This window comes from Paenarthrobacter sp. AT5 (genome assembly GCF_032764245.1).
Taxonomy (GTDB): Bacteria; Actinomycetota; Actinomycetes; order Actinomycetales; family Micrococcaceae; genus Arthrobacter; species Arthrobacter ureafaciens.
This window is the reverse complement of the sequence record NZ_CP136441.1, coordinates 2,636,756-2,654,280: the sequence shown is the minus strand read 5'-3', so window position 1 is coordinate 2,654,280 and position 17,525 is coordinate 2,636,756. Positions and strand designations below refer to the sequence as shown.

Below are 17,525 nucleotides of genomic sequence, written 5' to 3'. Positions count from 1 at the left end.
CCCAACCGCCCGGGCCAGGGCTCACTCGACCTTGAAGAGGCGGGTGTCCAGGGTGGTCTCGTCTGCGCGGCCGGATTCATCCACCTGAACAACCCGGAGTTCATACTTGCCGGGCTTCAGCGTGGCCCCGAAGGAGAAAACCCCGTATTGTCCGGGATCTCCGGTTGGCTTCGCCTGGCCGGTAAGCTTGCTGGTCCGCGTTCCGGAGCCGTTGTCCTGGAGGATCTGCCAGTTCACGGGCTTTGAACTGTCGGTGCTGCGCCCGTTGAACTTCACCGCACCCGCGGGCACCGAGGCATCTTCCTGAGGATCGATGATCCACAGCGGCGCCACCAGTGAGGCATCACGTGCCATGGGCTGGCCCAGCTTCACCTGCCCGAACGCCATGAAGTCCGTGTGCCCGTCCACCAGGATGACTACCTGGATTTGCTGGCCCGAGTTGATCAGGCCCGAGGAGGACGCCGCCGCCGACGCCGTGTAGACCAGCTGCTGTACGGCTCTTTGGGCCATCCCGGCGTCGAGGTTGGCGTTGAACGCATCCCGGGAGATGTCCACTGTGATGACGTTCTTGCCGGAGATGGAAGTGGCCAGGCTCCCGGGGTCCTGCCATGGCGTGAAGAAGTCGTGGTCCAAGGGCTTCTGCGCCATCATGATCCGAAGCGCCGTGGTCACCGGGTTCTCATCGCCGGAGATGTCCCTGAACTCTCGGTACAGGTAGACGTTGTCCTTGCTGCGCCCGATCCAATAGACGGGAATTTTGGTCGAAGCCTGGGTTGTCTCAAGGGGGGCATTGCTCGCGGGAGCGTCCTGGACGCTGATGGGAGGTCCCGAGGTGGCCGGTGTGTTGCCGCCGTTGGCTATGCAGCCCGTCAGCAATAGGACAGCAAGCATCGCAGGCGCCGCTACTGCGGATTTTCTCCGCCGCTGCGCGCCTTGCTGGTTGTTTGCCGGCTTGGTGATGGGGGTTCCTTGCCTCGCGGCCGACGTTTCCGGGCGGCCGGTAGTGCGTACAGTGTTGTTCCTGTTTCTTCCTGCTTTGCCAGCTTGGCACATGTACGACGGCGTCCTGCCGGCTTTTGGGGGTACCGGGGCAACTGCAACAGGATTGATATCGGCCCGATGCCGAGTTGAGACAAATTCGTAACGGCCTTGATTCGATGCTGTGAAAGCCCCCACGGAAAGGGGCCGGGCTGCGGTCTGCTGGCGTAGGATTGGAGGCATTCCCGCAGGCGGGCATCCGTGAGGATGGGCGCACCACGGACATATGGATAATGACTGAACCAACCGGAGGAGATCAGGCCGTACGGCCAGCACTATGAGTGAATCCCTGAATGGGCGGTTGCGGACCGGAAACGGAAACGCCGCGGCCACCGAGTTCCCGCACACGCTACCGGGCACGCGCACGGAAATCGTCACGTTCGACAACTCCGATCAAATGATTCACTCGCTGGGCAGCCATGATGAGGCCTTGCGCTACATCGAGGATCAGTTTCCCGACGTCAATTTCCACGTTCGTGGCAACGAGCTGTCCATGTCCGGGCCTTCGACTGTTATTCCGAGGATCATGCGGCTCCTGGAGGAAGTCCGGGGGCTGGTGGCCAAGGGAACAGTGGTCACTCCGGACGTGCTGCAGCAGCTGGTTTCCCTCTTGCGGTCCCAGTCCGTGCAGAACCCCGTGGACGTGCTGACGCACAACATCCTTTCCAGCAGGGGCAGGACCATCCGGCCCAAGACCCTGAACCAGAAGAACTATGTTGACGCCATCGACGGGAACACGGTGATCTTCGGCATCGGTCCGGCGGGTACCGGCAAGACGTACCTGGCAATGGCGAAAGCCGTGCAAGCGCTCCAGAACAAGGAAGTCAGCAGGATCATCCTGACCCGGCCGGCGGTGGAAGCGGGGGAGCGGCTCGGCTTCCTGCCCGGAACCCTGAGCGACAAGATCGATCCCTATCTTCGGCCGTTGTATGACGCTTTGCACGACATGATGGACCCTGAATCGATTCCGCGGCTCATGGCGGCAGGGACCATTGAAGTTGCCCCGCTCGCCTACATGCGTGGCCGCACCCTGAACGATGCCTTCATCATTTTGGACGAGGCACAAAACACCACGCCCGAGCAGATGAAGATGTTCCTCACCAGGCTTGGGTTCGGCTCGAAGATGGTTGTCACCGGCGATGTGACCCAGATCGATTTGCCGTTCGGTGCCACCTCCGGCCTGCGCATTGTCCGGGAAATCCTCACGGGGATCGACGACGTCAATTTCTCGATCCTTGAGGCCGGCGACGTCGTCCGGCACCGCCTTGTGGCAGACATCGTTTCCGCGTACAGCAAGTGGGATGACGCCCACCGGCCCGCAGCAGCGGCCGGCGCACAACACAAACGTGGAGAACGCAAATGAGCATTGAAGTCAACAACGAGTCCGGCGTGGAGGTGGACGAGGAACAGCTGGTAACACTGTCCCGGTTCATCTTCGAACGCCTGTATATCCACCCGCAGGCCGAACTGTCCATCCTTTTGGTGGATGAAGCTGCCATGGAAAAGCTGCACATCGAACTCATGGACGAGCCCGGAGCAACCGATGTCCTCTCGGTTCCGATGGATGAGCTGACGCCGGGGACTCCGGACAAGCCCACGCCGCAGGGCATGCTCGGGGATATCGCCATCTGCCCGCAGGTGGCCGAAGTGCAGGCCCGCAACGCAGGCCACGCCACCCAGGATGAGATGTTGCTGCTCACGACGCACGGCATCCTCCACCTGCTGGGCTTCGACCACGCCGAGCCCGAGGAAAAAGAAGAGATGTTCGGCTTGCAGCGTGAACTGCTGTCTGAATTCCTGGGCAAGGATGCCCCCATGGAGACCATGCAGTGACCTCGCTCATCCTGGTTGGCATGGCGCTGGTTTTTCTCAGTTTCGTCGCCCTGCTGACTGCAGCGGAGGCTGCCTTCAACTTCCTGCCCAGGCACGAAGCTGAACAATCGGTGCTCCGCAGCAAGGGCAAAGCCCTGGCGAGCATTCTGAAGAATCCTGTTGCCCATATGCGGGCGCTCCGTTTTTGGCGCGTCTGGTTCGAGATGGCAGCCGCGGTTGCAGTCGCCGTCGTGCTTCACAGCCTGTTGGACAACGTGTGGCTTGCCGGGCTGGCAGCCACCGGCATCATGGCTGTCATCGGCTTTGTGCTGGTGGGTGTTTCGCCACGGCAACTGGGCCGGGCGCAGTCGGGTCCGGTCGTCCGCTTCACTGCTCCGCTCATTCGGTTTCTCTGCTGGGTGCTCGGTCCCGTTCCCGCCTGGCTGGTGTCCTTGGGAAGTGCCGTTGCTCCCGGGGCGCCCGCAGGCGATGACGCGTTCGTCAGCGAGGAAGAGTTCCGTGAGTTTGTTGACCGTGCTGCCGAGTCGGACATGATCGAAGACAATGAGGCTGAACTGATTCAGTCGGTCTTCGAATTCAGTGACACTTTGGTGCGTTCCGTCATGGTTCCCAGAACGGACATCGTCAGCATCACCACGGGTTCCAGCCTGGAAGAAGCAATGGCCCTGTTCCTGCGGTCCGGGTACTCCCGTATCCCGGTTATCGGCGAGAACACGGACCAGATCAAGGGGATCCTCTACCTCAAGGACGTGGCGGCCGCACTGCACCGGCGGGAGCCCGGACTGCAGCCGCACGACGTCGACTCCTTGTCCCGGGAGGTCCGCTACGTTCCCGAGTCCAAGCTTGTCAGCGACCTGCTCAAGGAGCTGCAGAAAGAATCGACGCACGTCGCGATCGTCATAGACGAGTACGGAGGGACGGCCGGTCTTGTCACCCTGGAGGACCTCATTGAAGAAATCGTCGGGGAAATCGTGGACGAGTACGATGCAGCCGCGGAAGAGGCGGTTGACCTGGGCGATGGAACATACCGTGTGAGCGCCCGGATGAGCATTGACGATCTTGGCGAACTGTTCGACATCGACCTTGACGATGACGAAGTCGATACGGTGGGCGGCCTGCTGGCCAAGGCCCTCGGACAAGTCCCTATTGTGGGTAGTTCCGTGGAAGTGGACGGCGTCTCGCTGCGCGCCGATAGGCTTGAGGGTCGGCGAAACCGGGTAAGCCACATCATTGCGGCGGCGATGCCAAAAGAAGAAACTGACCTTGAAGACCTTCTTGACGAATCAGATACAACGCAACAGGGAGTTCCACGTGAGCAAGCAAAGTAAGAACCGCGACGCCGAGGATGCCTTCGGCGGCTTCCACGCAGGATTTTCCGTCCTTGTTGGCAGGCCCAACGCAGGCAAATCAACCCTGACGAACGCCTTGGTGGGGCAGAAGGTCGCGATCACCTCCGCCAAACCACAGACGACGCGCCACACCATCCGCGGTATCGTCCACCGGGAAGACGCACAGTTGATCCTCGTGGACACCCCGGGACTGCACCGCCCCAGGACCCTGCTCGGCAAACGCCTCAACGAGCTCGTGGCCGACACCCTCGCCGAGGTGGACGCGATCGGGTTCTGCCTCCCCGCCAACGAGAAAATCGGCCCCGGTGACAAATACATCGCCGCGCAACTGGCCGCCGTCGGACGTAAACCGATCGTCGCGATCGTCACCAAGACCGACCTCGTGGACCGCAAGGCCCTCACTGAGCAGCTGATGGCGGTCGATGCACTCGGCCGCGAGGTGCTGGGAGAGCAGGGCTGGGCGGACATCGTTCCCGTATCGGCGGCTGACGGTTTCCAGGTCACCACTGTTGCCGACGTCCTGATCAGCCACATGCCGCCGTCGCCTCCGTTGTACCCGGACGGCGAACTCACGGACGAACCGGAAGCGGTCATGATCGCCGAACTTATCCGCGAGGCCGCGCTGGAGGGGGTGCGGGATGAACTACCCCACTCACTGGCAGTGGTGGTGGAAGAGATCGTTCCCCGCGAAGGGCGGACCGAAGAGAACCCCCTCCTCGATGTCAGGGTCAATCTTTACGTGGAAAGGCCGTCCCAGAAGGCCATCATCATCGGCAAGGGCGGCAGCCGCCTGCGGGAGGTCGGAACCAATGCGCGCAAGGGGATCGAAACCTTGCTGGGCACCAGGATCTACCTCGATCTGCACGTCAAGGTGGCCAAGGACTGGCAGCGTGATCCGAAACAGCTGGTGAAGCTTGGCTTCTGAGCCTGTGCCCGCGTCGGCGTGGCCGAAGGCAGGATAAGGAACTTCCCAGAATCGGCCATTATGATTGCGGGAATTCGAGCGTTTGAGGAAAGGTAACCGAATAGTGCGACGTCGTGAAGCCCGGCCCCAGGGCACCGGCACCGCTGCACCCGGTGAGGCGCGTCACGGGGGAGACCCCGAAGGGACTCCCCGCCACATGAACGCGCCCAAAGGGCTGCCGCTGTGGCTGAAGATTGTCACGGGTGTCGTCTCAGTGGCCCTCGTCGCCGGAGTTGCCTTCGCCGCTTTCTGGTTCATCCGGTTGCAGAACAACATCACCAAAGCGCCCTTGAGCGCAGGGGATTCCCGGGACACCGGTGAGGCCGTGGTCAACGACAAATCGGACCGGCTGCAGATCCTGATCCTCGGCTCGGATACCCGCGATGGCAAGAACTCCCAATACGGCTCATCCGAGGACTCAACAGGGTACGGCCACTCCGACGTGATGATGCTGCTGGACATTTCGGCCGACAATAAGCGGGTCAGCGTCATGAGTTTCCCCCGCGACCTGCTGGTGGACGTGCCGCAATGCACTGATCGCACCACCAACCAGACGTTCCCGGCGCGCAGTGGCGTCATGATCAATGAGGCCATGGCCGAAGCCGGCATCGGCTGCGCAGTGGACACCATCAACAAACTCACGGGCCTCACCGTGGACCACTTCATGATGGCGGATTTCAATGCTGTGAAGGAACTTTCCAAGGCAATCGGCGGGGTGGATGTCTGCGTCAGCGATCCGGTCTTCGACCCCGACTCCGGCCTGCGGCTGGCCAAGGGAAATTCCCAGGTGGAGGGCGAGCAGGCGCTGGCATTCCTCCGTACCCGCCACGCTTTTGGAGACGGTGGAGACCTGGGCCGTATCAAGGGCCAGCAGGCGTTCCTTTCCTCCCTGACCCGAAAGTTGAAGGACGAGGGAACCCTTGGCAACCCCCAGCGCCTTCTCCAGATTGCGGACGTTGTGACGCAGAACCTGACCGTTGATGAGGGTCTGGCATCCGTGCCTACCCTCCTGACCATCGGCGGGAGGCTCAAGGACATCGACGTTTCCAAGGTGGCTTTCGTTTCGGTGCCCACTCAGGCCGCTGCCATCGATCCTAACAGGCTTGAATTGGTGGAGCCGCAGGCGTCGCAGCTGTTTGCAGCGCTGCGCGCCGATCTGGACCTGACGAATCCAGGGGCCACCGCCACGCCTGCGCCCGGTGACCCGACGGCCGCTCCCACCAGTGCACCTCCTGCCCCACCCGCGTACGATAAGGCGCTCCAGCCCGTAGCCGTCGCCAACGGCAGCGGGATCGGCACAAGGGCGCAGGAGATCCTCGGAGTCCTGACCAGCAACGGTTTTGCCCAGTCCGTCTCCTACTTGGCCAACCCCGTTGATCAGACCGTGGTCTATTACGGTCCCGAATTCGCTGATGTCGCCACCGATGTCGCTACTTTGTTCGGGATCCCGGCCACGCAGGTCCAACAGGCGCCGGGCGTGACCGGAGTCCAACTGTACATCGGTACGGACTTTGGCACGGGAACCGCCTACGGTGCGGCCTCGGTCCCCGACGACGTCGTCAACCAGACGGCCAGCGATGCGGTCTGCCAGCAGGTCAACCCGCTGTACATCACCCAATAGGCAAATTCTTTCGTCAACAAAATCGGCCGGGCCCACGAGGGCCCGGCCGATTTTGTTGGACGTCCTTACCAGATGCTGACACGCTCGGCCGGGTCCATCCACATCCTGTCCTGTTCCGTCACTGCGAATGCCTCGTGGAAAGCGTCGAGGTTACGGGCAATGGCGTTGGTACGGAATTCGTTGGGGGAGTGGGGGTCCGTGGCGAGCCTGCGGATCGCTTCTTCGGCCCTGATGACCTGGCGCCAGCCCGCTGCCCAGGACATAAAGAACCGCTGCTGGCCTGTGAAGCCATCGATGACCTCCGGCTCCGCCCCGTCAAGGCTCAGCTGATATGCCTTGTACGCGATCGTCAGACCTCCAAGGTCGCCGATGTTCTCGCCGAGGGTCAGCTTGCCGTTCACTGTGTGGCCGGGCGCGGCATAGGGGGAGAGTGCGTCGTACTGCGCCACGAGCTTGGCCGTGCGGGTCTCGAATGCTGCGCGGTCCTCTTCGGTCCACCAGTTGCGCAGCGCCCCGCTGCCGTCGAACTGAGAGCCCTGGTCGTCGAAACCATGGCCTATTTCGTGACCGATGACGGCGCCGATGCCGCCGTAGTTGACGGCATCGTCGGCCTCGGCGTTGAAGAACGGAGGCTGCAGGATGGCTGCCGGGAAGACGATCTCGTTCAGCATGGGGTGGTAATAGGCGTTGACGGTCTGGGGGGTCATGAGCCACTTGTCCAAGTCGACGGGCTTGCCCACCTCGTCAAGGTGCCGCTCGACGTCGGCGTCATGCGCACGCTCCACGTTGCCGAGGAGGTCGTTGGGATCGATCTCGACCGAAGAGTAGTCGATCCACTTTTCCGGAAAACCGATCTTGGGACGGAAAGCATCCAGCTTCTTGAGGGCTTCAGCCTTGGTAGCCTCACCCATCCACTCCAACGAGGTGATGCTTTGCCGGTAGGCCTCGATGAGGTTTGCTACGAGGGTCTGCATCCGCGCTTTGTGGCCCGCCGGGAAGTGGCGCTCCACGTAGATCTGGCCTACAGCCTCGCCGAGCGCGGCTTCCACGACGGCCACGCCGCGCTTCCAGCGCTCCTTGTTTTGGGGCGTACCGCTCAACGTTGTCCCGTAGAAGTCGAAGTTGGTGTCAACGAAGTCTGCTGAAAGGTAGGGCGCTGCGGAGGAAAGCACACGCAGCGTCAACCATTCCTTCCACGTGCTGAGGTCTTCGGACTCCAACAAAGCCGCAGCGCCGGTGAAGAAGTCCGGGGTGCTGACTACGATTTCGCTGCGCTTGGCCGCGTCGATGCGGGCAGCTTCGAACCAGTCATCCAGCAGCGGCAGCAGGCCCGCAGCTTCTTCGGCGGTTTTCAAGTTGTAGGTCTTCCGGGGATCGCGCAACGTGACGTTGTCCCAGTGGTGGGATGCGATGGCCTTTTCCAGCGCCACGATCCGGTCCGCAGCAGCGCCGGCGTCCGGAATGCCCGCCAAACCGAAGAGCTTGGCGATGTAGGCGTTGTAGGCGCTGACGATCGGAGCGAACTTTTCTTCGCGGTAATACGATTCGTCGGGGAGCCCGAGTCCGCCTTGGGCGATGTAGAGCAGGATCCGCTCCGGGTTGCCGGCGTCGGGTGCCGGATAGATCCCGAACAGTCCGGAGACGTCAGCGCGGAACAAGCGTCCGATGAGCCGCATCAACTCCTGCACTGATGTAACTCCACGCACTTCTTCGAGCCGGTCCCTGAGAGGGTCAAGTCCTTTGGCTTCGGCTGCCGCTTCGTCCATGAAGCTGGCGTAGAGCCCGCCGATTTTTTGTTCAACGCCGCTAGCCCCGGCGCCTTTGGCCGCGGCTTCCTCGATAATTGCTTTGACTGCCAACTCGGCTTCATCGCGCAAGGACGTGAAAGTACCTTCCAAGGGCCGGTCGTCCGGAATGGCAGTGCTGTTCAGCCAGGCTCCGTTGACGAACTGGTAGAGGTCGTCCTGAGGCCGGACGTTGCGGTCGATGTTGGAAAGAGTGATCCCCGACTGTGGCACTGTGGCTCCTTGAAGGGACGCTGCTGCCGGCGTTGCACCGCGCAGCGTCTGCATAGTGGACGTTGCATTGGGTGTTGCAATGTCATCATACGCACCGTGTTACTGTGATCATGTGCGTGCGGAAATGCTTCTTCTTAGCTGCCGCGGCGAGGCCTGAAAGCTAACTGAAAGCTGGGCCATCCTCGCCGCGGAGTTTCGTTGTGCCCGGCTAAGCTTTCACTTAGTTCTTACAGAAAGAAAAGGCCACACGTCATGCGTAATGCACAAAAGCCGTCCGGAATGCCCGTCCACCGCTACATTCCGTTCCAGGACCAAATCAAGGTTGAGGTTCCCGACCGCACGTGGCCGGACAAGGTCATCACCAAGGCCCCGCGTTGGTGTGCAGTAGACCTCCGTGACGGCAACCAGGCGCTGATCGATCCCATGAGCCCCGCACGCAAGCTGAAGATGTTCCAGCTGCTGGTGAAGATGGGCTTCAAGGAGATCGAGGTCGGTTTCCCGTCAGCTTCGCAGACAGACTTCGATTTTGTCCGTCAGCTGATCGAGGGCGGCCATATCCCGGATGACGTCACCATCCAGGTCCTGACCCAGGCACGCGAACACCTGATCGAACGCACGTATGAGTCTTTGGTAGGCGCAAAGCAAGCGATCGTCCACCTCTACAACTCGACGTCGGTCCTGCAGCGCAGGGTGGTCTTCAACCAGGATGAGGACGGAATCCTGGACATCGCCCTCCAAGGCGCGCGGTTGTGCAAGAAGTATGAGGAAACCCTCACCGATACCCACATCACTTACGAGTATTCGCCGGAGTCCTTCACCGGAACCGAACTCGAGTACGCCGCGCGTGTGTGCAACGCCGTCGCCGATGTCTTTGAGGCATCCTCCGACAAGCAGGTCATCATTAACCTGCCCGCGACGGTGGAGATGGCCACCCCCAACGTCTACGCGGACTCCATTGAATGGATGGACAGGAACCTCCACCCGCGCGAAGGCATCATTATCTCCCTGCACCCGCACAACGACCGCGGCACCGGCGTAGCTGCGGCGGAACTCGGTTACTTGGCCGGAGCAGACCGGATTGAGGGTTGCCTCTTTGGCAACGGTGAGCGGACCGGCAACGTGGACCTGGTGACCCTGGGCCTGAACATGTTCGTCCAGGGAGTCGATCCCATGATCGATTTCTCGGACATCGATGAGGTCCGCCGGACGGTGGAGTACTGCAACCAGCTGCCCGTGCCGGAGCGTTCTCCCTACGGCGGAGACCTCGTGTTCACGGCCTTCTCCGGGTCGCACCAGGACGCCATCAAGAAGGGCTTCGAGGCGCTGGAGAAGGACGCCGCGGCAGCCGGTGTGCCCGTCAGTGACTTCACATGGCAGGTACCGTACCTGCCCATCGATCCCAAGGACCTGGGCCGCAGCTACGAAGCCGTCATCAGGGTCAACTCCCAGTCGGGCAAGGGAGGCGTGGCCTACCTGCTGAAAAATGAGCACAACCTCGACCTGCCGCGCCGGGCACAGATCGAATTCTCCGGCGTCATCCAACGCCGGACGGATGCTGTGGGCGGAGAAGTCAGCGGAGCCCAGCTCTGGCAGATTTTCCAGGACGAATACCTGCCCTCGGAAGAGGAGCAGGCACAGTGGGGCCGTTATTCCCTGGGCAGCGTCAGCACGGAGACAGACGAGTCCGGCGCCATGACCATGACTGCTAACCTCCGCATCGAAGGCGCCGAGGTCCGCCGCACCGGGCACGGCAACGGTCCGATCGCGGCCTTGCTGGACATCCTGCACCAGGACGGCGTTGACGTGCGCGTCCTGGACTACAGCGAACACGCACTGTCCGAGGGCGGCAGCGCCAGTGCCGCGGCTTATGTTGAATGCGCCGTGGGGGATCGGGTGCTGTGGGGCGTCGGTATCGATCCCAGCACCACCACGTCATCCCTGAAGGCCTTGATTTCGGCTGTCAACAGGGCCGTCCGGGACGCGCAAGCCTAGTCTCCGGGGCCGTGCAGTGATCGGAAATACATCCGCTGCACGGCCCGGTGGTCTCCCCGCAGCCGTGTCGGTGCGAAGATAGGGTGTGGCCAATCAGTCCTCGTTTGCAGCCCGTTCCTACCGGGACGATGCCGTGGTGCTCCGCACCCATAAGCTCGGTGAGGCTGATCGCATCATCACCTTGCTGACCAAACACCACGGACAAGTCCGTGCCGTTGCCAAGGGCGTCCGCAGGACAAGCAGCCGGTTCGGCGCACGCTTGGAACCGTTCATGGTGGCAGACCTGCAACTGGTCTCCGGCCGGACCCTGGACATCGTGACACAGGCAGTGGCGAAGGGCGCTTACGGAAGCAGTATTGCCGCCGACTACAGCCGCTTTACCGTGGCAGCAGCCATGACGGAGACCGCGGAAAAGCTGACCGACGCCGACGCTGAGTCCGGCACGGCCCAATACAACCTGCTGGTGGGCGCCCTGGCGGCGTTGAGCCGATCGGATCATCCGCCGGAATTGATCCTGGATTCATACCTTTTGCGGGCCCTGGCCACGGGCGGATGGGCGCCGAGCTTTACCGATTGCTCCCGCTGCGGCAGGCCCGGCCCGCACACGGCTTTCTCAGCACCTTTGGGCGGCATGGTGTGCGGAGACTGTCGTCCGCCGGGTTCGCCGGCGCCGGCACCGGAGACTGTGGTGTTGCTGGCGGCCCTCCTGACCGGAGACTGGGCTGTTGCCGATGAATCGGATCTGCGGCATCGCCGGGAGGCCGCCGGGTTGGTGGCCAGTTACCTGCAATGGCATCTGGAGCGTGCCGTTAAATCCCTCAAACACGTGGAGCGAAGCTGACAGTGGCACTTGGAAAGAAAAGCAGGATTGCAGCACGGACCGCGCCTGTGGTTCCCCCGTACAAGCATCCTTCCGGCGCGCTCCCTCCCGATATCCCCCGGGAACTCATCCCACAGCACGTGGCGATCGTCATGGACGGCAACGGCCGGTGGGCCAACCAGCGGGGCCTGCCCCGCATCGAAGGACACAAAGCCGGCGAGCCGGCCCTGTTGGATGTCATGGCCGGAGCCATCGAGCTCGGAATCAAGTATGTGAGTGTCTACGCTTTTTCGACGGAGAACTGGCGGAGGTCACCGGAGGAAGTTCGCTTCCTCATGGGTTTTAACAAGGACGTGCTGCGCCGGCAGCGGAACCAACTGGACGAATGGGGTGTGCGGATCCGCTGGGCGGGTCGCCGGCCCAAGCTGTGGGGCTCGGTGATCCGGGAGCTTGAAGAGGCCGAGGAGTACACCCGCGCCAACGACACCTGCACGTTGACCATGTGTGTTAATTACGGTGGCCGCGCGGAAATCGCGGACGCCGTCTCGGCCATCGCACACGATGTTGCGTCCGGCGTGCTCAAGCCGGGATCCGTGAATGAGCGGACCATCCAGAAGTACTTGGATGAACCCGATCTCCCGGATGTGGACCTCTTCCTGCGCAGCTCAGGTGAGCAGCGCCTTTCGAATTTCCTCTTGTGGCAGTCCGCTTATGCCGAGTTTGTTTTCTTGGATACCCTTTGGCCCGATGTTGACCGGCGCACGCTGTGGGACGCCGTCGAAATCTATGCCAAGCGCGACCGGCGCTACGGGGGAGCGGTGGACGCGGCACCTGGGGCTAAATAGCGCAGGCGTGCTTCTTCCGCGGAGTCCTCATGTCGCCGTCGGGCCCAAACGCCGTCGGGCCTTAGTAGGGGTAGGACTGAAGCCACACCGCTACGTCCCGGTAGGCCTGTTCCCGTACGCTCCTGCGGGAGAGGAACACGTCATGCAACGCACCCGGGTACCGGAAGACCGCGGTTCGACGGCCCAGCCCCAACGCGCGTCTGGCCGTCTCTTCAACATCGATCACCGCGTCTGCCCGCATGAGGTCTGCTGTCCATTCGGCCTGGATCCTGGTTCGCCCGGACAGCAGCACCAGGACGGGTGAGTCGATGTTGAGTTTGCGTTCAACAGCGCTGTGGCCCGCCAGGACTGCCTTGGTCCAGCCGGCGCGGATGGGGAATGACGTTCGTGGCCGCCACACGGGATCGAGTGACCACTCACCATGGGCTTCGCTGCTGACACTTTCCCAATAGGCTGGCATGTCCGGAAACCGGAAGGGGCGCTTGGGGTCAGTGCGTGCAAAAGGCTCGATGAGATGCACGGCCACGCTGCGGACCAGGCTGCTGCCCTGCAGTTCCAGCCACGGGGAGTTCAGTACCAATGTGCCGATCCGTCCGGGATTACGGTCCGCCCACAGGGAAGCTATGAGGCCGCCCAGGCTGTGGGCCAACACATGGATGGTTGGTGGCGCCGTGTCTCCGGTGCGCTCGGCTATGTCGCGTTCAATGGCCGCCAACGCAACGTCCAGGTCTTCGTCGTAGACGGCAAGGTCAGCTGTGTATCCAGGAGTCTGCCCGGGTAGAAGGCTGCGCCCGAACTTGCGGAGGTCCACTGCATAGAAGTGGAAGCCGGAAGCTGTGAGGTACTCGGCGAGCTCAGTCTGCAGGAAATAGTCCGCCCAGCCGTGCAGATAAAGAACGGCCCGTGGTGCTCCGGACGGGTCGGCAGGAACGTGGCGGCGGCGACGCTTGGCGAATGCGGACAAATAGTCCAGGAGGCCGTGCGGGGCCGGGGAAGCGGGCGCAGGATGATGCCGGACGAGCGTGGCTTTGACCTCGCCCTCCTCGTCCGGCGTCAAAGGAAGATCGAGGCGTTCGTATCCGTTGCCCAAAAAGTCCGGCTGCCACGTCGCAACAGCTTCCCCCGTGGTAGTCATGTGTCTTCCTTCTCCTGAGTTCCCAACGGGCCGGTTTCCATGTAACCGTGGATCCAGCGTGCCAGCCTGGCGTAGGCGTCTTCCCGTACTTTGGGGGCAGAAAGGAACACGTCGTGCAGCCCGCCTTCCACCCTTTCCAAGGTCACGCTTCGGCCCAGCGCCATGACCCTCGCCGCAATGACGTCCACATCGAGCACTGCGTCCGAACGGCGCATGGACTCCTGCCAGACCATGCCGTTCGCGCTGGCAGCCGATGTCAGCACCAACACGGGAATGTCCAGTTCCAACCCGCGGTCAACCTTCGCATGACCGGCGAGGACTGCCCGCAGCCAACCGGCCCGGACAGGGAACGCAAACGGTGGACGGTACCGTTCGTCCAGCGGCCACTCTCCTTCAGCGGTAATGCTGATACTCCGGAAGTAGAAGCCCCGTTCGGGAAGCCTGAGGACCATCTCGGGGCGGAACCGGGCCAATGGAGTCACCATGGCCTGGGCGGCCCGCCGTCCAAACCTGTTCCCGTGCATCTCCAGCCAAGGGCTGTTCAGGATCAGATACTGGACGCTGCCGGGGTGGCGGCTGGCCCAGAGGGCAGCGACGAGGCCCCCGGTGGAGTGGCCCATGAGGGCAATGCCGGGCTGTTCCGAGCCGGTGTGGTCCGCCTTGATGATGTCCAAGGCCATGGTGATCTCGGCATCATAGTCCGCAAGGTCGGCGACATAGCCGCCGGTGGTTGCTGCGTCCAGGTTGCGTCCGTGATTGTGCATGTCGAGCGCGTAGAACTCGTAACCCATGCGGGCCCAGAACCTGGCGAGGTCCTTGTTGAAGAAGTAGTCGCTCCAGCCGTGCAGGAAGAGCACTGCGCCGTGCACGGTGCGCGGTTTCCCGGTTCCTGCCGCGAGGGAGTCCGGGCGGTATCGAACTACGGTGGCGCGACGCATGGTGCCGTCGGCTCCGGATGTTTCTATGGTGCAGGACTGGAAGTCCGCGCCGAGGATGTCTGTAGCCCATTCCATGGCTTCAGCTTAGACATTCAGGGCTGCGTCCCGCGCGGCAGCCCGGCCGCTGAACAGGCAGCCGCCGAGGAACGTTCCTTCCAAGGCGCGGTAACCATGTATTCCGCCTCCGCCGAAGCCGGCGGCTTCGCCTGCTGCGTAAAGACCGTCGATCGCCTGGCCCCCGTCATTGAGCACCCGTGAGCGAAGATCCGTTTGGAGTCCGCCGAGGCTCTTTCGGATAACGACCGAGAGGCGGACGGCAATGAGCGGACCGTGCGCGGGGTCCGCCAGGCGGTGTGGGGGAGTCACCCTCATGAGCCTGTCCACGGAGAATCTGCGGGCGGCGTGAATGGCGGCCAGCTGCGGGTCTTTGCCCAGGCCGCTTTCCACCTGCCGGTCCCTTGCCAGCACAATCCGGCCAAGAGAGTCGGCATTGATGAGTCCGGAGCCCGCCAAGTCGTTCATCCGTCCAGCCAATTCAGCTACGGACGCGGCCTGGACAAAGTCTGCACCGCGCTCAAGGAAGCGCTCAATAGGCGTATCGCCCCGGGGCTTCAAGCGGGTCAGCAGCAGCCTGACGTCCTTGCCCGTCAGGTCGGGGTTTTGCTCCGAGCCTGAGAGAGCCAGCTCCTTGAGCGCGATGGTCCGGTTCAAGACGAACCACGAGTACCCGTGTCCCGTGGACACGATATGCCGTAATGCCCCTTGGGAATCGAAACCCGGGAACAGCGGAGCGGGCAGTTGCCTTCCGCGGGCGTCCAACCATAGGGATGAAGGACCGGGAAGGATGCGGATGCCATGCTTTGGCCAGACGGGATCGTAGTTGTGAATGCCTTCGGGGTAGTGCCACATCCGGTCGCCGTTGATCAGCGAAGCGCCAACGCGCTGTACGACATCCAGGAACTCCCCGTCAACGGAGGCAGGCACGCCACTGAGCATTTCCCTCGGCGGGGTGCCCGGCCACTGCCGGCGGACGGCCTCGTGATTGCCGCCTATGCCCCCGGTGGTCACCACGGTCGCGCCCGCCTCGGCCTCGAAGTGCCCGACGACGGTACGCGTCGAACGCTGGCCGCGGACCGCCGTCGTAGGTTCCAAAACGTCACCGCAGACTCCGGTGACGCTGCCCGACGACGTCAGGAGGGCCGTGGCCCGGTGCCGGAAGTTAAGTGACACCCTGCCCTTTCCCACGCCTTCACGCACCTTGGCCGCGAAAGGCTCGACGACGGCGGGCCCGGTACCCCACGCGACATGGAACCTCGGAACGGAGTTTCCATGCCCTTGTGGCCCGTACCCGCCACGTTCAGCCCACTGAACGAGCGGAAAGAAGCCGACGCCCAGGCTCCGGAGCCATGAGCGTTTTTCACCGGAGGCGAAGTCCACATAGGCGGCTGCCCACTGACGGGCCATGGCATCTTCGGGCCGGTCGAAGGCGGCTGACGCCATCCAGTCGCCGAGGGCGAGTTCGGTACTGTCCCGTACGCCGAGGCGGCGTTGTTCCGGCGTGTCGACCATGAAGAGTCCGCCAAAGGACCAGGGTGCCTGGCCGCCCAGCGAAGCGGCCGGCTCCTGGTCGAAAATTGCCACCCGTTTACCTGCGGCATAGGCGGTAGCGGCGGCCACGAGCCCCGAAAGGCCGGCGCCGACCACCACCACGTCAGCGGTGAACCGCCCATTCTGGTGTGCGCTGCTTCCCTGTACCGGCATGGCTACATGCTAGCCCCGGCAGGTCATGGGTTTGGCGAGCAGTGCGGAAACCGGAAAACTAGGAACATGCGTGTTTACCCCACCTTCTTCAAGCTCGCCTTCTCCTGGATGGATGCCGAGAAAGCACACAAGATCGGCTTCACTGCCATCCGGACGGCGCACCGTACCGGAGCAGGGCGGATCCTGGCCAAGCTGACTGCTCCGGATCCCTCCCTCCGCACTCAGGCGCTGGGTCTGACGTTTCCCTCGCCCTTCGGCCTCGCTGCAGGTTTCGACAAAGAGGGCCATGGCATTGAGGCTCTCGCCGAGCTTGGGTTCGGACACATCGAGGTGGGCACCATCACGGGGCAGGCGCAGCCGGGAAACGAGAAGCCGCGGCTATTCCGTTTGATTGAGGACAAAGCGGTCATCAACCGGATGGGCTTCAACAACGACGGTGCCGCCGCCGTGGCCCCCAGGCTCAAGTCCGCGCGGGCAGCCCTGCAGCGGGTACACGCAGGCGTCCGGCCGGTGATCGGGGTCAACATCGGCAAGACCAAGGTGGTGGAACTGGACGACGCTACCGAGGACTACTTGATCAGCGCACGCAGCCTCGCACCAGCCGCGGATTACCTGGTGGTCAATGTCAGCTCGCCCAATACTCCGGGCCTGCGGTTGCTCCAGAACGTGGAGACCCTTCGTCCTTTGCTCAGGGCCGTCGGCGATGCCGCGGACGAGGCCGCCGGCAGGCACGTTCCGCTGTTGGTCAAGATCGCTCCCGACCTCAGTGATGAAGACATCGACGACGTCGCACGGCTGGCGCTTGACCTCAAGCTTGACGGCATCATCGCCACCAACACCACCATCGGGCGGGAAGGCCTGGTCAGTGATCCGGAAAAGGTCGCGGCACTTGGCGCCGGCGGTCTATCCGGAGCCCCCCTGAAGCAGCGGTCCCTTCAGGTCTTGCGGCGCTTGAAAAAGGCGGTGGGGGACCAGATTGTCCTCATTGCCGTCGGCGGCGTGCAGACGGCAAACGACGTGCAGGAACGTCTTGACGCCGGAGCGACGCTGGTCCAGGGTTACACAGCTTTCCTCTACGAAGGACCGTTCTGGGCTGCCCGTATCAACAGGGATCTCGCAAAGCTCCGCAAGCGGGCCTCCCACTAAGACCGGCGGCTTCTGGGCAAGCAATTCAGGGCAAGGAAAAGGCCCCGGACCATTGGCTGATTGCC

At 62.8% G+C, this 17,525-nt stretch carries 14 protein-coding genes; 9 read left to right on the top strand and 5 right to left on the bottom strand.

Going from position 1 to position 17,525, the window contains the following annotated elements; translation table 11 throughout:
- Positions 1 to 21 precede the first annotated feature (21 nt).
- Positions 22 to 891 carry a GerMN domain-containing protein gene (locus RI444_RS12190; protein WP_021470566.1) on the bottom strand — a complete coding sequence of 290 codons (870 nt, stop codon included), beginning with the start codon at positions 889 to 891 and terminating at the stop codon, positions 22 to 24.
- A gap of 424 nt (positions 892 to 1,315) precedes the next feature.
- On the opposite strand from RI444_RS12190, the gene RI444_RS12185 reads away from it, so the two are divergent.
- The 5 genes from RI444_RS12185 (at position 1,316) to RI444_RS12165 (ending at position 6,805) form a co-directional block, all read left to right on the top strand.
- Entirely contained in the window at positions 1,316 to 2,401 is a 1,086-nt protein-coding gene (locus RI444_RS12185; RefSeq protein WP_021470565.1) for a PhoH family protein, read from the top strand.
- Entirely contained in the window at positions 2,398 to 2,871 is a 474-nt protein-coding gene (ybeY, locus tag RI444_RS12180) for an rRNA maturation RNase YbeY (RefSeq protein WP_021470564.1), read from the top strand. The genes RI444_RS12185 and ybeY overlap by 4 nt, the downstream gene beginning before the upstream one ends.
- Positions 2,868 to 4,199 carry a hemolysin family protein gene (locus RI444_RS12175; RefSeq protein ID WP_207604580.1) on the top strand — a complete coding sequence of 444 codons (1,332 nt, stop codon included), beginning with the start codon at positions 2,868 to 2,870 and terminating at the stop codon, positions 4,197 to 4,199. Before ybeY ends, RI444_RS12175 begins: the two co-directional genes overlap by 4 nt.
- Entirely contained in the window at positions 4,183 to 5,145 is a 963-nt protein-coding gene (gene era, locus RI444_RS12170; protein WP_021470562.1) for a GTPase Era, read from the top strand. Before RI444_RS12175 ends, era begins: the two co-directional genes overlap by 17 nt.
- 103 nt (positions 5,146 to 5,248) lie before the next feature.
- Positions 5,249 to 6,805, top strand: a complete 1,557-nt coding sequence (locus RI444_RS12165; protein ID WP_043427706.1) for an LCP family protein — start codon at positions 5,249 to 5,251, stop codon at positions 6,803 to 6,805.
- Positions 6,806 to 6,870: 65 nt separating this feature from the next.
- Here RI444_RS12165 and RI444_RS12160 read toward each other — a convergent pair whose 3' ends face one another.
- Positions 6,871 to 8,823 (bottom strand): M13 family metallopeptidase, encoded by a 1,953-nt coding sequence (locus tag RI444_RS12160; RefSeq protein WP_031215961.1) that lies wholly within the window; start codon positions 8,821 to 8,823, stop codon positions 6,871 to 6,873.
- A gap of 252 nt (positions 8,824 to 9,075) precedes the next feature.
- Between RI444_RS12160 and leuA the strand changes: the two genes are divergently transcribed.
- The 3 genes from leuA (at position 9,076) to RI444_RS12145 (ending at position 12,480) form a co-directional block, all read left to right on the top strand.
- Entirely contained in the window at positions 9,076 to 10,815 is a 1,740-nt protein-coding gene (gene leuA, locus RI444_RS12155; RefSeq protein ID WP_021470559.1) for a 2-isopropylmalate synthase, read from the top strand.
- Between the two features lie 85 nt (positions 10,816 to 10,900).
- Positions 10,901 to 11,656 carry a DNA repair protein RecO gene (gene recO / locus RI444_RS12150; RefSeq protein WP_021470558.1) on the top strand — a complete coding sequence of 252 codons (756 nt, stop codon included), beginning with the start codon at positions 10,901 to 10,903 and terminating at the stop codon, positions 11,654 to 11,656.
- A gap of 2 nt (positions 11,657 to 11,658) precedes the next feature.
- Positions 11,659 to 12,480, top strand: a complete 822-nt coding sequence (locus RI444_RS12145; protein WP_021470557.1) for an isoprenyl transferase — start codon at positions 11,659 to 11,661, stop codon at positions 12,478 to 12,480.
- A 61-nt stretch (positions 12,481 to 12,541) separates the two neighbouring features.
- Here the strand turns inward: RI444_RS12145 and RI444_RS12140 are convergent, their stop codons facing one another.
- Genes RI444_RS12140 through RI444_RS12130 form a run of 3 tightly spaced genes read right to left on the bottom strand, consistent with a single transcriptional unit; the run spans position 12,542 to position 16,314 of the window.
- The gene (locus tag RI444_RS12140) at positions 12,542 to 13,615 is read right to left on the bottom strand and encodes an alpha/beta hydrolase (protein WP_207604581.1); all 1,074 of its coding nucleotides are present in this window, start codon (positions 13,613 to 13,615) and stop codon (positions 12,542 to 12,544) included.
- Entirely contained in the window at positions 13,612 to 14,628 is a 1,017-nt protein-coding gene (locus RI444_RS12135) for an alpha/beta hydrolase (RefSeq protein WP_207604582.1), read from the bottom strand. Before RI444_RS12135 ends, RI444_RS12140 begins: the two co-directional genes overlap by 4 nt.
- Before the next feature lie 9 nt (positions 14,629 to 14,637).
- Positions 14,638 to 16,314, bottom strand: coding sequence for an FAD-binding dehydrogenase (locus RI444_RS12130; RefSeq protein WP_207604583.1), 1,677 nt, complete (start codon positions 16,312 to 16,314; stop codon positions 14,638 to 14,640).
- A gap of 66 nt (positions 16,315 to 16,380) precedes the next feature.
- On the opposite strand from RI444_RS12130, the gene RI444_RS12125 reads away from it, so the two are divergent.
- Complete coding sequence (locus RI444_RS12125; RefSeq protein WP_021470553.1) at positions 16,381 to 17,460, top strand: quinone-dependent dihydroorotate dehydrogenase; 1,080 nt, start codon at positions 16,381 to 16,383, stop codon at positions 17,458 to 17,460.
- Positions 17,461 to 17,525 lie beyond the last annotated feature (65 nt).